This is a genomic window from Shewanella canadensis (genome assembly GCF_003966225.1).
Lineage (GTDB): Bacteria > Pseudomonadota > Gammaproteobacteria > Enterobacterales > Shewanellaceae > Shewanella > Shewanella canadensis.
On sequence record NZ_RXNU01000007.1, the window covers coordinates 245,130 to 259,370 of the forward strand.

18 protein-coding genes are annotated in these 14,241 nt (G+C 51.3%); 15 read left to right on the top strand and 3 right to left on the bottom strand.

The annotated features are described in order from the left end of the window. Positions 1 to 4 precede the first annotated feature (4 nt). From fliE to EKG38_RS15140, 6 genes are all read left to right on the top strand, one after another. Positions 5 to 343, top strand: coding sequence for a flagellar hook-basal body complex protein FliE (fliE, locus tag EKG38_RS15115; RefSeq protein ID WP_012004217.1), 339 nt, complete (start codon positions 5 to 7; stop codon positions 341 to 343). Between the two features lie 96 nt (positions 344 to 439). Next, positions 440 to 2,152 carry a flagellar basal-body MS-ring/collar protein FliF gene (gene fliF / locus EKG38_RS15120; RefSeq protein WP_126521062.1) on the top strand — a complete coding sequence of 571 codons (1,713 nt, stop codon included), beginning with the start codon at positions 440 to 442 and terminating at the stop codon, positions 2,150 to 2,152. Between the two features lie 85 nt (positions 2,153 to 2,237). After that, positions 2,238 to 3,224: a flagellar motor switch protein FliG gene (locus tag EKG38_RS15125; protein WP_246033179.1), complete on the top strand. Its 987-nt coding sequence runs from the start codon at positions 2,238 to 2,240 to the stop codon at positions 3,222 to 3,224. After that, a complete protein-coding gene (gene fliH / locus EKG38_RS15130) occupies positions 3,224 to 3,982 on the top strand; it encodes a flagellar assembly protein FliH (RefSeq protein WP_126521064.1) in 759 nt (252 codons plus the stop codon). Before EKG38_RS15125 ends, fliH begins: the two co-directional genes overlap by 1 nt. Then, a complete protein-coding gene (gene fliI, locus EKG38_RS15135; RefSeq protein WP_126521065.1) occupies positions 3,972 to 5,318 on the top strand; it encodes a flagellar protein export ATPase FliI in 1,347 nt (448 codons plus the stop codon). Before fliH ends, fliI begins: the two co-directional genes overlap by 11 nt. Before the next feature lie 11 nt (positions 5,319 to 5,329). After that, positions 5,330 to 5,749: a flagellar FliJ family protein gene (locus tag EKG38_RS15140; RefSeq protein ID WP_126521066.1), complete on the top strand. Its 420-nt coding sequence runs from the start codon at positions 5,330 to 5,332 to the stop codon at positions 5,747 to 5,749. Positions 5,750 to 5,764: 15 nt separating this feature from the next. On the opposite strand, the gene flgN is transcribed toward EKG38_RS15140, so the two are convergent. From flgN to flgA, 3 genes are all read right to left on the bottom strand, one after another. Beyond that, positions 5,765 to 6,214: a flagellar export chaperone FlgN gene (gene flgN / locus EKG38_RS15145; RefSeq protein WP_126521067.1), complete on the bottom strand. Its 450-nt coding sequence runs from the start codon at positions 6,212 to 6,214 to the stop codon at positions 5,765 to 5,767. 2 nt (positions 6,215 to 6,216) lie between these two features. Next, positions 6,217 to 6,501 (bottom strand): flagellar biosynthesis anti-sigma factor FlgM, encoded by a 285-nt coding sequence (gene flgM / locus EKG38_RS15150; RefSeq protein ID WP_126521068.1) that lies wholly within the window; start codon positions 6,499 to 6,501, stop codon positions 6,217 to 6,219. A gap of 76 nt (positions 6,502 to 6,577) precedes the next feature. Beyond that, positions 6,578 to 7,324 (bottom strand): flagellar basal body P-ring formation chaperone FlgA, encoded by a 747-nt coding sequence (gene flgA, locus EKG38_RS15155; RefSeq protein WP_126521069.1) that lies wholly within the window; start codon positions 7,322 to 7,324, stop codon positions 6,578 to 6,580. Between the two features lie 91 nt (positions 7,325 to 7,415). On the opposite strand from flgA, the gene EKG38_RS15160 reads away from it, so the two are divergent. The 9 genes from EKG38_RS15160 to EKG38_RS15200 all read left to right on the top strand — a co-directional run bounded on the left by EKG38_RS15160 (position 7,416) and on the right by EKG38_RS15200 (position 14,202). Then, complete coding sequence (locus EKG38_RS15160) at positions 7,416 to 7,766, top strand: flagellar basal body rod protein FlgB (RefSeq protein ID WP_126521070.1); 351 nt, start codon at positions 7,416 to 7,418, stop codon at positions 7,764 to 7,766. 98 nt (positions 7,767 to 7,864) lie between these two features. Continuing rightward, positions 7,865 to 8,284, top strand: coding sequence for a flagellar basal body rod protein FlgC (gene flgC / locus EKG38_RS15165; protein ID WP_126521071.1), 420 nt, complete (start codon positions 7,865 to 7,867; stop codon positions 8,282 to 8,284). A 66-nt stretch (positions 8,285 to 8,350) separates the two neighbouring features. Then, complete coding sequence (locus EKG38_RS15170) at positions 8,351 to 9,016, top strand: flagellar hook assembly protein FlgD (protein ID WP_126521072.1); 666 nt, start codon at positions 8,351 to 8,353, stop codon at positions 9,014 to 9,016. A 27-nt stretch (positions 9,017 to 9,043) separates the two neighbouring features. After that, the gene (gene flgE / locus EKG38_RS15175) at positions 9,044 to 10,234 is read left to right on the top strand and encodes a flagellar hook protein FlgE (protein WP_126521073.1); all 1,191 of its coding nucleotides are present in this window, start codon (positions 9,044 to 9,046) and stop codon (positions 10,232 to 10,234) included. Between the two features lie 10 nt (positions 10,235 to 10,244). Beyond that, entirely contained in the window at positions 10,245 to 10,979 is a 735-nt protein-coding gene (locus EKG38_RS15180) for a flagellar basal body rod protein FlgF (RefSeq protein WP_126521074.1), read from the top strand. Positions 10,980 to 11,050: 71 nt separating this feature from the next. Beyond that, positions 11,051 to 11,836: a flagellar basal-body rod protein FlgG gene (gene flgG / locus EKG38_RS15185; RefSeq protein WP_126521075.1), complete on the top strand. Its 786-nt coding sequence runs from the start codon at positions 11,051 to 11,053 to the stop codon at positions 11,834 to 11,836. 44 nt (positions 11,837 to 11,880) lie between these two features. Beyond that, the gene (flgH, locus tag EKG38_RS15190; protein ID WP_126521076.1) at positions 11,881 to 12,543 is read left to right on the top strand and encodes a flagellar basal body L-ring protein FlgH; all 663 of its coding nucleotides are present in this window, start codon (positions 11,881 to 11,883) and stop codon (positions 12,541 to 12,543) included. 118 nt (positions 12,544 to 12,661) lie between these two features. Further along, entirely contained in the window at positions 12,662 to 13,765 is a 1,104-nt protein-coding gene (locus EKG38_RS15195; RefSeq protein ID WP_439332663.1) for a flagellar basal body P-ring protein FlgI, read from the top strand. Continuing rightward, entirely contained in the window at positions 13,765 to 14,202 is a 438-nt protein-coding gene (locus EKG38_RS15200; protein WP_126521078.1) for a rod-binding protein, read from the top strand. The genes EKG38_RS15195 and EKG38_RS15200 overlap by 1 nt, the downstream gene beginning before the upstream one ends. Positions 14,203 to 14,241: the final 39 nt, after the last annotated feature.

The following is a 14,241-nucleotide window of genomic DNA, read 5'->3' on the forward strand; positions in this document are numbered from 1 at the left end:
GCAGATGTCAAACTCAACCTTAGTCAACCCTCAGTCCATGATGGACACCTTGAGTATCCACTCTGAGATGGCTAAAGGGGCGATAAAAATAACTCCTAATCCTAAAGATCATGGCTTACAGCCAGCTTCATTTACTGAACTTATGGAGAGTAAAGTTGCGGCAGTGAATTTAGATCAGAATACCTCATCGGCTTTGATGAGAGCCGTGGACAGTGGCGAAAGTGACGATCTTGTAGGAGCCATGGTGGCATCGCAAAAAGCCAGCCTCTCCTTTTCAACCATGATCCAGATCCGTAATCGCTTAGTTCAGGCCTTTGATGAAGTGATGAAAATGCCACTGTAGCGCCGATAACAGGCACTGCTCAATAAATTTTAACATCGTTGGTTTTGACAAGGTGGGCCACAACAGAGGCCCTCTTTCTGAAGGATTAAATAAGAAATGTCTACAACACTCGCTCAACCTAGCCCAAATATGACCGATGTCAGAGATAAGAGTGAAATAGTCAGCTCTTTGAAGACGAAATGGCAACAATTTAACCGTGGTGATCGTCAGGTATTAGTGCTGGCAATTCTGGCGAGTGTCGTTGCTTGTGTTATCGTGCTTTTACTCTGGACGGCAAGCCAGGGCTATCGCCCCCTCTATGGTCAACAAGAGAAAGTTGAAACCTCACAGATAATCGAAGTCCTCGAAGCCGAAGGCATTAATTACCGCCTGGAGGCCAATTCAGGCCTGGTGCTGGTGCAGGAAGATAAGCTAGGTAAAGCGAGAATGTTACTCGCAGCTCGTGGCGTAAAAGCTAAAGTCCCTTCAGGTATGGAATCGCTGGATAACTCAGGAATTGGTACCAGCCAGTTTATGGAACAGGCAAAATATCGCCATAGCCTGGAAGGCGAGCTGTCTCGCACTATCATGGCATTAAAAGCCGTTCGCACCGCCAGAGTTCATCTTGCCATTCCTAAACGAACCCTGTTTATTCGTCAGCAACCTGAACTTCCATCGGCCTCTGTGATGCTGGACCTTTATGCAGGCTCAAAAATTCAACCGGGTCAAATAGAAGCCATTGCAAACTTAGTTGCCGGAAGCGTCACCGGCATGACCCCGGAGCGGGTGCAGATTGTCGATCAGGAGGGGAATCACCTTAGCTCGGGGATAGCAATCAATCAGGATATTACTCAGGCCAGAGATCGCCAACTCAAGTACACTCAGGAGTTGGAGCAGAGCCTGATCAATCGGGCATCGAGTATGCTGGCTCCAGTACTGGGTAAAGAAAACTTTCAGGTTCAAATTGCCGCTCAAGTTAACTTTAACCAAGTCGAAGAGACCCGTGAGTCATTAGACCCCCAAACCGTGGTAACCCAGGAAAAGCAAAGCATCAATGACACCAATAGTGATATCGCCATGGGTATTCCGGGCGCACTCACAAATCAGGCTCCGAAAGCGCAGGCAAATAAAACTGAAGAAAACACCCGCCGTAACCTGAACCAGCAGGAGAGCCGCCAGTATGAGGTTGGGCGTTCGGTCAGGCATACCCGCTATCAGCAGATGCAGTTAGAGAACCTCTCGGTTTCGGTACTCCTCAATAATCAAGCCGCCGGTGAAAATGGATGGAGCGAAGCTCAGGTATCCCAGCTGGGCACTATGGTAAAAGATTCGATTGGCTACTCAATGCAGCGCGGCGATCAATTCAGCATAAACAGCTTCGATTTTGCCCCGGTACAGATAGCCCAGTTTGAGCCTATGCCCTGGTGGCAAACAGAAGGTTATCAAGCTTACCTTAGATATTTCATCGGCGGAATTCTTGGTTTCGGGCTCATTTTCTTTGTATTGCGCCCACTAGTGTCCCACCTGACCCGTACGGCAGAACATAGCCTCAAAGAGGAACTGCCTCAGGTAGAGCCGGCACTCGAAGCACCAAGCTCAAGTAGTATCAGCGGAGCTCAATCCGGCGATGGCCAGGCTCTGGCAGATCAATTGATGGGATTAGAACAGGATAAGTCTGATACCGACTGGCTCAGTAATCAGGGGCTGCCGGCACCGGGATCACCACTCACGGTGAAGATGGAGCACCTGAGCCTGCTCGCTAACCAAGAGCCCGCTCGTGTGGCTGAGGTTATTGCTCACTGGATAGGCGATAACGAAAACGAGAGATGATCTCATCGTTTCAAAAAAATCCCACAAGATTAGGTTTAAAAAACAGGTAGTGAACGTTGTGAATAAGAGTGAACTTGGAATAAAGATGGATAACCTGGAACAGGCAGCCATGTTGCTGCTTAGCATGGGAGAGAAGGGAGCCGCTCAGGTGATGTCACATCTGGACAGAAATGATGTTCAACACCTGAGCCACAAGATGGCCCGCTTATCGAGCATAACCCAACAGGAAGCAGAGGCGGTACTCGGACGTTTCTTTATGCGCTATCAGGAGCAATCCGGTATCGCCAGAGCATCTCGTTCATACCTACAGAAGACGTTAGATCTTGCTCTGGGCGATCGTGTCGCAAAAAGCCTCATAGACAGTATTTACGGTGACGAAATTAAAACCTTAGTCAAACGTTTAGAGTGGGTAGACCCGCAGCTGTTAGCCAGAGAGATCACCAATGAGCACAGTCAGCTCCAAGCCGTACTGCTTGGCCTGCTCCCACCTGAGAGTGCAGCTCAAGTGCTCCTTAGCCTGCCCACTGAAGGGCAGGATGAGGTATTGGTCCGTATCGCTCAACTCGGTGAACTCGACAGAGATGTCGTCGATGAGCTAAGGCAACTTGTCGAGCGCTGCATGTTAATCGCCATGGAGAAGAGCCATACTCAAGTCGCCGGCATTCGTCAGGTTGCAGATATTCTGAACCGCTTTGAGGGCGACAGAGAGCAACTGATGGATATGATAAAACTCCATGATACAAAATTGGCCAGTGATGTCGCCGACAACATGTTTGATTTTATTATCCTGGGAAGACAGAAGCCTGAAACTCTGCAGGAGATCATGGCAATCGTCCCTCCAGAGATGTTGGCATTAGCATTAAAGGGGATCGATTCAGAACTCAAATCCACCCTACTCCTGGCCCTGCCAAAACGTATGTCATCGGCAATTGAGACGCAAATTGAAGCCATCGGCGCCGTCCCACTAAGTCAGGCAACCAGTGCCAGAAAGGAGATCATGGAATTAGCCAAGCAGATGATGGACGACGGTGAGATTGAGCTACAACTATTTGAAGAGCAGGTGGTCGAATAATGACATTCCAGATAGATAAAATGGATCCTAAGTGGCGCCTGAAGAAAGAGCTGGCACGCCGTCATCGATTTGCCCCCTTAGTTCAGCAGCCCCCGATGGAAGGCGAGGCCGGTACCGGCTGGCAAGACTATCAGGAAGCATTCGATAGAGGTTATGAAGAGGGAGTCGCCAAGGGGCATATGGAGGGCTTCGAGTCGGGTTCAGAAGAGGGGCGTCGCTCAGGCCATGCAAGCGGATTCAATCAGGGGCGAATAGAGGGAAACCTAAAGGGTAAGGAAGCCATCGATGAGCAACTCAATCAGCTTATCGCTCCCCTGGGTGCACTTAAATCGATTCTGGAGGAGGGCCACACTCATCAGGTCTCACAACAACAGACCATGTTACTCGACCTGATTAGACGCGTCGCCCAACAGGTGATCCGTTGTGAACTCACCCTGCAACCACAACAGATCTTATCTCTGGTCGAGGAGACATTAACGGCACTTCCGGATACGCGCTCCGAGATAAAAATTCACCTGGAACCCAATGCCGTTAATAAGCTCAAAGAGCTGGCATCGGATAAGATTCAAGACTGGACCTTAGTCGCCGATCCGAGCATATCTGCCGGCGGCTGCCGGATAGTGAGCGACAAATCTGATGCTGACGCCTCGGTTGAAACCCGGCTGAATGTTTGTATGGATCAGGTCTCGGCTAAGCTCAAGGAGCCGGAAACAAGCAACACAAACGCAGAAGCTGAGCTCCCTATCGATGTTGCATAACCTACAGCCAAGCGAAAATGCGATTACCGATGCACCAGACTGGCCGCGCGTCCCTGTGGCTCAGGTCTATGGCAGGTTAACCCGCGTCAACGGCCTACTGCTCGAGGCCGTGGGTTGTCAGCTCGGCATGGGAGATCGCTGTCATATCGAATGTCGGGACGGTCGTCTCATTGAAGCCGAAGTCGTTGGTTTTAACAGGGAGACACTCTGCCTGATGCCAATCGAGCATACTTCCGGCTTAATGCCGGGCTCCAGAGTTATGCCACTCGCCGAACAGGTAATGATCCCTGTAGGTTCTTCGCTTCTAGGGCGCGTACTCGACGGCTTAGGCCAGCCGCTGGATGCGTTTGGGCCACTCAAAAATTCACAGAGCGTTCCCCTTTGCAATAACACCACTAACCCCCTGCTTCGTAAGCCAATCAGAGAGCCTCTGGATGTGGGGATCCGCGCCATTAACGCCCTACTCCCTATAGGTAGAGGCCAACGACTCGGGCTGTTTGCGGGCTCTGGGGTGGGCAAGAGTGTATTGCTCGGCATGATGACACGTTTTACCGAGGCTGACGTTGTGGTCGTCGGATTGATCGGCGAGCGTGGTCGGGAGGTCAGAGAGTTTATCGAAGAGTCATTGGGTGATGAGGGAAGGAAACGTGCCGTCGTCATTGCAGCCCCAGCCGATACCACACCTCTGATGCGAATGCGGGCTATGCGTCTGTGTCACCACGTCGCCGCCGCGTTCAGAGATCAGGGAAAACAGGTACTACTGCTTGTCGACTCACTCACCCGCTACGCCCAGGCACAACGAGAAATCGCCCTGAGCCTTGGGGAGCCACCAGCGACCAAAGGCTATCCGCCATCGGCTTTTGCACAGCTTCCAAGTTTAGTAGAACTCGCGGGTAACGGACAAGATCCCGTCGGAACGCTTACCGCTTTCTATACCGTATTGACCGAAGGCGATGATCAACAAGATCCCATTGCCGATGCGGCAAGGGCTATCTTGGATGGTCACCTGGTATTGAGTCGCAAACTCGCCGAACAGGGACACTTTCCAGCCATAGATATCTCGGCATCGGTCAGCAGGCTAGCCACTCAGGTCGCCGATCAAGCCCAGTTAGCGCAAGGCCACCATTTCAGACACCTGAACAGCCGCTATAACGAAGTGAAAGAGCTACTCCCATTAGGGGGCTACCAGGCCGGACACGACCCTGATATGGACTTGGCCGTAAAAAGTTATCCCATGATGGCACAATTTCTTCAGCAAAATACCGAGCAAAAGTTCGACTTACAACAGAGCCTGGAGCAGTTAAGCGATCTAGTTGAACGTACCGGTAAAGAGTAGGAGTTCAACTATTGAAACAGCTACAGAGACTATGCCAGCAAGAAGAGAGGAAACTGAGCCAACTCGGCAGACAAAGAGGAGAGGCGCAGCAGCGCATCGAGTCTATCGCTCAGCAACAACGCAGCCTGGGAGAGATGCTCGATGAATATCAACAATACTCTCCTAAAGTGGCCTGCTCATTGTTATTGCAAAACAGCAATAACCTTCAGTTAGCATTGAGACCAATGCAAGCCCGGTTAACGAGGCAACAGATATTACTACAGCAAGAACACCTGCGGGTAGATGGATTATGGCGTCAGCAACTTGGCCGTCAACAAGGGATAAAATGGCTCTACCAAAAACGTAAACAGGACAAAATAGAGCTCAACAATCGGCAGGAACAGAAACAGCTCGATGATCTTGCCTCAAGGGCCCGGACCAACAGATCCTAATCTAACGGATCATAGCTAACGGGTATGCTGTGGCGCACCATAATCTATGTTCTGGGTCGCATCTCGATTCAGTAAGTTAGTTATCACATCCTGCTGCCCGACTAACAGCTTTCCATTGGCTTCATTCACCCGCTGGCTCTCTTTGACTAAGAGCAGCAGGTTTTCCCATAACAGCTTCACCTGAGTCGATGCATGAGCCGGCAGCTTAGCGATAAGTTGCTCCATACCATTGGCATCCCCCGCGACCCCTAAACTGATAAGCCCCTCACTTCGAAGCTTAGCTCGCTGCTGAAGATGTTCACACAGCGTCGTTTGGTGGCCGTTGTGATACTTAAGCCCATGGTTATCGCGTCGTTGCATCAAGTCTCTTTGACGTTTCAACATGCTTTTAAGTTGCTTATAACCTTCGATATCCTGACGAATACCACGAATAATCGATTGAACAACCTCTCTTTTATTAGACATAATTAACCGTGCTGTTGCAGCATAGATTCTGAGATAGCCGCGAGATTGAGTTCAAAGCTGCCATCCCTTAAAGACTGACGAATTTCAGCCATTTTCGTTCTATCGACATCCTCGATCTGCTGCAGCTGTGTCTGAGAACGGGCAAGCAAATGCCAATCATCGCTGACTGCTTTTTGAGGGAGAGCTTGAGACACCGGCTTTTTGTCCTTGAGTTCAGGGAGTGTCGCCGACTCCTTCTTAGTACTTATCTCAGTACTAAGGGCACTGTTAATTTTATTGATTTCCATCGTGATCCACCGATAATAATGGCTGTTAATTCATAAAAGCGACACAAAGCGGGTCAAACTAAAATTATCGGCCACCTTAAAATACCGTCGATACGCGCCCCTTTGCCGTCGGAAATGCGGTGATCACCTTACCCGAACTCAAATTTTTAACCCGGATAGCCTCCCCCTCGCCACCGGACTCGAGGGCCTCCCCCGCCATGTTGGCGTAAAAGCCCTGACTGCGGGCCTCTATGATCACCTTATCACCAATGTTTACCCATTGAGGTGCGCTCAGATGATGTAACTGAATAGCCCTGTGCCTGCGTAATTTTCGGCTCACCTGACGGCCGATAATATCATCGGTCCTGGTGAGCAAATCTCTGTCTGACGCGCCTAAGACTATTGGCTGCCATTCGATATCCTTTGCACCGATAAACTCGCCTCGCTTCATGGCTCTGTTCGCCACCGGCAGCCTGGCCGTCACTTTCACCTTAGCCCTCACAAACAGAGACCAAGCTTGGGAAGCACATAAAACCTTACGCTGCACATTGCCAAAAACCAGCCCGCCCCCTGTATCTATCTGCAACGGCTCGGGACAAATCTTCAGCTTGACGGCCCCCGAAGGCACCCTCACCTCAATATTATGCTCTACCGATTTCAGACCCGCTTGTCGCTGCCATTGAGCTATCTCTTGACTCAGCAGTTGCGTCAGCTGGTTTTCTAACTGCTGCTTTGCATTGAGGGATTCCTCCGCACAGACCCTAAGCGGAAGTAGACAGGAAAAAAATATAAGGAAACAGGAAACCGCTATTCCTCCCCACCGAACAAAAACACAGTAACCCATTAAAAAACCTCAACTAAATTATTTGGCACACTATTTGTAATAGCAAGAGAAGCGAAACGTAACAACAGAACACTAATGACTAGGAGTCGCAATGGCTATCAACCTCGATGCCGCACTGGGTATCCATCCCCAAACGCTCGATTTTAGAGTCGAACGAACCAAGATACTAGCAGGCAATCTGGCAAATGCCGAGACCCCTGGTTATAAAGCTAAAGATCTTAATTTTCAAGCACTCATATCAGGTATTAACGCCGGTATGTCAGCCAGCAATCAATATGAAGTGGGCTACCGAGTGCCGTATCAGACCTCTGCCGACCAAAATACCGTCGAACTCGGCAAGGAGCAGGCAAGGTACTCACAAAATGCGATGGATTACCAAACCAGCCTGACCTTTCTCAACATGAAGATCTCGGGGCTTAAGTCGGCCATCGAAGGGCAATAGGCGATCCGTTTGTTCGGTTACAGAACCGATGTAACAGAGACGCTGACCGCAGCGTAGATACAGTAAATTGTTTTGAATTCAGGAGTGAGAATCTAACCATGTCATTTGGAGAGATCTATCAGATAGCGGGAGCCGGCATGCATGCCCAGAGCATTCGCCTCAATACCGTTGCCAGCAACCTGGCCAATGCGGGCGCCGCGGCAGAGACTCAAGATAGCGCTTACAGAGCATTAAAGCCGGTATTTGCCACCATCTATAACCAGACGCAAACCGGCGAGGTCTCTGGCGCGCAGGTTGAGATCGCCGCCATAGTTGAAAGCGATGCACCACTCGATATGCGCTACGAACCTGACCACCCTTTTGCCGATGAACAGGGTTATGTCGCCTACTCCAACGTCAACACCGTCGAGGAGATGGCAGACATGATGGCAGCGAGTCGTTCATTTGAAACCAGTGTCGAAGTGATGAACCAGGCTCGCTCCATGCAGCAAGGTCTCCTGCAGCTGGGCACGAAGTAAATTCGTTGAATAACAAAGTGAAGATGTCGAAACGACAACTTCAGATATGAGTTGGAGTTAAACAGGATGAATGTAAACAGTACCACCAGCAGTAGCGGCAACGATAACACCAATGATGTGATGAATTCGCCGGGTAACGATGCGGCGTCTATCAAGAATGAATTTATGACCTTGATGATCGCGCAGATCCAAAATCAGGACCCGACAAATCCTATCGACAGCACCGAATATGTCACTCAGTTAGCCCAATTCTCTCAGGTTGAGAGTTTAGAGCAGATGCGCCTGAACCAGTCGACTCAGATGGTCATGATGGAAAATCTGGGCATAGTTCAATCGGCGCAGCTGATCGGCAAAGATGCCATGGTCCCGGCTTCCGAATTGACCTTAGATACAGAAACGGTTCACGGCAAAGTCTATACCGGCAACGCCGTCGAAGAGCTCAGTATCGACATCAAAAATAAGAGCGGTGAAGTGGTATCAACCCTGAAACTGGGTCCTCAGGAAGTCGGTGACATCGAATTTTCCATAGACCCTGAAGCACTGGGACTCCCGCCAGGCGAATACAGCATAGAAGCCCAGGCCACATCGGGTGAAGAAACACTGACCGCAGATACCTTCATTCAAGCTCCTATTGAGAAGATCCACTTCGTCAGCGCCTCTGGAATGATGATGGCCGAGCTTGGCTACGGTCTCGGCACCGTATCTGTTCTGGATATATCTGAAGTCTCATAACCTACACTGTCAGCAAAGGATAAAACCATGTCTTTCAATATCGCATTAAGCGGATTACAAGCCACGACACAAGATCTCAATACCATCAGTAACAATATCGCCAACTCCTCTACCGTTGGCTATCGCGGTGGTCGTAGTGAATTTTCCGCAATCTACAACGGCGGTCAGGCGGGCGGCGTCAACGTCATGTCCACCAGCCAAAACTTCTCCATGGGCGGCAGCCTGGTCTATACCGGCCGCGAGCTGGATATGGGTATTCAGGGTGATGGCTTCTTCGTGCTTAGCGGACAAGATGGCAGCACGCTGTACTCCAGAGCGGGGATGTTTTCACAAGATGCTGAGGGCTATGTTACCGATCCCGCCGGCAACCGTCTGCAGGGATATCCGGTTGGGGCTGGTGGGCAACTGCAAACCGGTAATGTGAGCGATCTGCAGGTTCAATCCGGCTCTCTTCCGGCAAAGGCCACCACAGATGTGGGGGTTGTATCGAATTTAGATGCCAACATGAAACCGATAGATCAGGCCACCTCCCCGTTCGACCCGGATGATATCTCCAGCTACCATTCATCGGGCACCGTCGCCGTCTATGACTCCCTGGGCAACGAGCACGCCATGACCCAATATTATGTCAAAACCAGTGATAGCACTTGGAATGTCCACTATATGATGGATGGTCAAGATGTTGGAACCAATAAGCTGGAATTCGACAATAAGGGCACACTAAAGGGCGGTGAAAATGTAACTTTAGACTTAGGAACCCCTAGTGGGGCTGCGCCCATGAGTCTGGATCTGAGCTACAAGAACAGTACTCAATACGCCTCGGATTACAGCAATTCAAGCCTGACTCAAAATGGCTACACCTCGGGTGAGCTAAATGGAGTGCGTTTAGACGATAACGGCATGATCTACGGCACCTACACTAACGGTCAGGAGCAGATTCAGGGCCAGGTCGTATTAGCCGACTTCAATAACCCGAACGGCCTGACGCCAGTAAGTAACAATGCCTGGGCAGCGACGAATGCCGCGGGTCAACCTATTGTAGGCGCGCCGACAAGCGGCACCTTAGGCTCGGTCAGTGGCGGTTACCTCGAAGGCTCCAATGTCGATACTACGGCGGAGATGGTCAGCCTGATGACGGCGCAACGTAACTATCAATCGAACGCCAAGGTGCTGGATGCTAACTCAACCATGCAGCAAGCCCTGCTGAACGCTATCTAAGGAAGAGTTCATGGACAGAATGCTATATACCGCAGCAGCGGGGGCAACGCGGGTAATGGAGGCTCAGGCCATCAGAGCCAATAACTTAGCCAATGCAGAGACCACTGGCTTCAAGGCCGATCTTGAACGGGTTAACGCCACCGTCATTCCCGCCATGGGAAATAGCCTACAGACGCGTGTGATGGCACAGACGGAGAGCAGTGGTTTTAGCCTACAAGGCGGCACCCTGAACCCTACCGGGAGAACGCTGGACCTGGCCATTCGGGATCAGGGCCTGTTTACCGTGATGACTGAGCAAGGCGAAGCCTACACCCGCTCGGGAACCCTGGTTCCCGATACCAATGGGCAACTGACCATAGACGGACGTCCCGTGGCCGGTATCGATGGTCCAATCGTATTGCCGGAATACCGCGATCTGTTCGTGGGTGATGATGGCCGGCTCAGCGTGCTGGCAGCCGAAGGCGGCATCATCGAAGAGGTGGGACAGCTCAAACTGGTCAATCCCGAATTCAGCACCATGGAAAAAGGCTTAGATGGCCTGTTTTACAGCCGTGATGGCCAGGCCCTACAGGCCAATAACCAGGTGAAAGTCGACAGCGGTTTTCTGGAGTCCAGTAACGTCAAGGCGGTCAGTGAACTTATCGCCTCCATGGATCTCAGCCGTCAGTTTGAGGTGCAGGTGAAACTCATGAAAAGCGCAGAAAAATTAGCCGAAGCCGGTAACCGCCTACTTCGAAACGCTTAACAAGAGTTTCAGTCTGACTGAAATACGCGAAGTAAACCGTTCGCAATAAACAATGCTTTAGGAATTAGATCATGCAATCAGCATTATGGGTAAGTAAGACAGGGTTAACAGCCCAAGATGTAAAAATGACCACGATAGCCAACAACCTGGCTAACGTGAACACAACCGGTTTTAAGCGGGACCGTGTTGCGTTTAACGATCTGTTTTACCAGACTCAGCGCCAACCGGGTGGGCAGGTCGATGAGCTCAATGAGCTTCCATCGGGTCTGCAGCTGGGCACGGGGACGCGAGTCGTCGGAACTCAAAAAATCTTCACCACAGGTGACATGCTCACCACTAACCAGCAATTAGACCTGGCCATCGAAGGACAAGGTTTCTTTCAGATAGAGGAAGCCAATGGTGATCTGGCTTACAGCCGGGACGGGCAATTTTTTCGCAATAGCGATGGCCTGATGGTCACCTCTCAAGGACTGCCTCTGGTGCCGAATATCGAGATCCCGGAAGATGCACTCACCATTACGATTGCCACCGACGGTATCGTCACCGCACAGATCTCGGGCCAGGCAGAGGCTCAGGAGCTAGGACAGATAACCTTAGTTAACTTTACCAACCCCACTGGGCTTGAGGCGAGAGGAGACAACCTCTATCGCGAAACCGGGGCATCCGGAGCCGCCATAGAGGGAGTGGCCGGCGATCAGGCTATCGGCCAACTTCGCCAGGGCGCACTGGAGGGAGCTAACGTCAATGTCGTCGAGGAGATGGTTGAGATGATCTCGACTCAAAGAGCCTACGAGATGAATGCCAAGGTGGTTTCGGCATCCGATGACATGCTCAAATTCCTCAATCAGTCTCTGTAGTCATGAACGACTCGCAAACAAATACCGTTCGATAAGGGATACTCATGCGTCATTTATGGATAGGAATGCTGTTACTGTTATCTGGATGTGCAGCCCACTTTCCCGAAGCCGATACTAAGCCGGGTCAGCCGGAATGGGCACCACCGGAGATAGACTACAGCCTACCGGAGCCGAAGGATGGCAGCGCGTATCGTCAGGGATACATGCTAACCCTGTTCAAAGATAAGCGTGCCTTTCGAGAGGGAGATATTCTCACCGTCGCGCTGGACGAGAAAACCTACTCCAGTAAACGAGCCGACACGAAAGCCAATAAGGAGCAAGATCTCTCAATCGGGGCTCAGGCCTCTGCGGGCGACTCCAGTTACAGCGGTGCAGGTGACGGCTCATTGGCGCGTGGCTTTAAGGGGTCGGGATCCAGTACTCAGCAAAACCAACTCTCAGGCTCCATTACGGTCACCGTGGCTAAGGTACTGCCCAATGGTGCATTGCTTATCCGGGGTGAGAAATGGTTGAGACTCAATCAGGGAGATGAATATTTACGCCTGCTCGGATTGATCCGCACCGATGATATTGGCAACGATAATACCATTTCATCTCAAAGGATCGCCGACGCCCGCATCATCTACGGTGGCCAAGGCGCCATTGCAGATAGTAATGCTATGGGGTGGGCATCGCGATATTTTAACAGCCCCTGGTTCCCCCTATGAGAACTCCCTTTATTTCGTCAGGTGATGAAGTGCCGATGCCTGTATTCCAGCAAGATTACGACCTCGAGTTAATGCTTGAGATCAGGATGAGTCAATGAAAAAGCCCCTAATTTTGATCATGAGCCTAATGCTCATTTTTACCGTGAATAGCACATCGGCTCAAGGCCAGACTCGTTACCTGATGGATATCGTCGACGTGCAGGGGATCCGTGAAAACCAGCTGGTCGGCTACGGTTTAGTCGTCGGATTAAACGGTACGGGAGATCGTACTCAGGTGAGATTCACCAGCCAATCGGTCGTTAATATGCTGAAACAGTTCGGTGTACAGATAGATGGTAAAACCGACCCCAAACTCAAAAATGTCGCGGCAGTGGCCGTACACGGAAATGTGCCACCACTCGCCAGTCCGGGTCAGAGCATAGATATCACAGTATCCTCTCTGGGTGATGCTAAAAGCCTGCGTGGCGGCACCCTGCTGATGACCCCCCTTCGCGCCGTTGATGGAGAGATCTACGCGGTAGCACAAGGTAACTTAGTGGTCGGTGGCGTATCGGCTCAGGGGCGTAACGGCACCTCGGTGACCATCAACGTGCCTACCGTTGGCAACATTCCTAATGGCGCACTGCTCGAAGCGCCCATGCACAGTAACTTCACCGAGTCCGAGACGATAGTCCTCAACCTGCGTGCTCCCAGCTTTATGACAGCGCGGAACATCGAACGCACCGTGAATGCGCTCTTTGGCCCCGATGTCGCTCAGGCCGACAGCAATGCCAAGGTCACCGTCAGGGCCCCGGAGTCGAAGCGGGAAAGGGTCACCTTTATGTCCATGTTAGAGGAGTTACAGATAGAGCAGGGACGCAAATCACCACGAGTCGTATTCAATAGCCGCACCGGAACAGTGGTGATGGGTGGAGATGTGGTGGTGAGAAAAGCCGCCGTCAGCCATGGCAACCTGACCGTCACCATCATAGAGAAAGAGAGTGTCAGTCAGCCCAACGGAGCCCTCTGGGGGCAAGCCCAGGGCGAAACTGTCGTCACCACAGATAGTCAAGTCGACATCAACACAGGTAATGGACATATGTTTGTCTGGCCTGAAGGCATCGCACTGGAGGAGGTCGTCAGGGCCGTCAACAGTCTGGGCGCATCCCCCATGGATCTTATGGCAATACTCCAGGCTCTGGATGAAGCCGGTGCGCTCGAAGCCGAACTGGTGGTGATCTGATGAAATCAGACAGCTTACAAAATTCCCATGGGTATCTGAAACAGATGAACGCCGGTGAGCTGATAAAAGCCAATGGTGAATATGGTGCACTCGAACTGGTGAGTCAGCAGTTTGAGGCGCAATTCTTACAAACGGTACTCAAACAGATGCGCAGCGCCTCCGATGTGATGGCCGATAAAGATAATCCGCTCTCATCGCAAAATGATGGCATGTACCGCGACTGGCACGATGCAGAGTTGGCTGGACGCCTGAGTCAGATGCAGAGCACTGGGCTTGCCAGTGTGATGACCAAACAATTGTCTGGTGCACTTAAGTCCGCCCCTCAGCCTGTCGCCTCTACTAATCAGGTAGCCGCAGAAATGTCGGTGAACCCAAGCAACACGACAGCCATGCAACCCGCACTCATAGTGCCGATGATGGTCAAGTCAGGCGAGTAACAGGTAAAAATAACTGTGGCAAGAAACAAGTAAGCCACC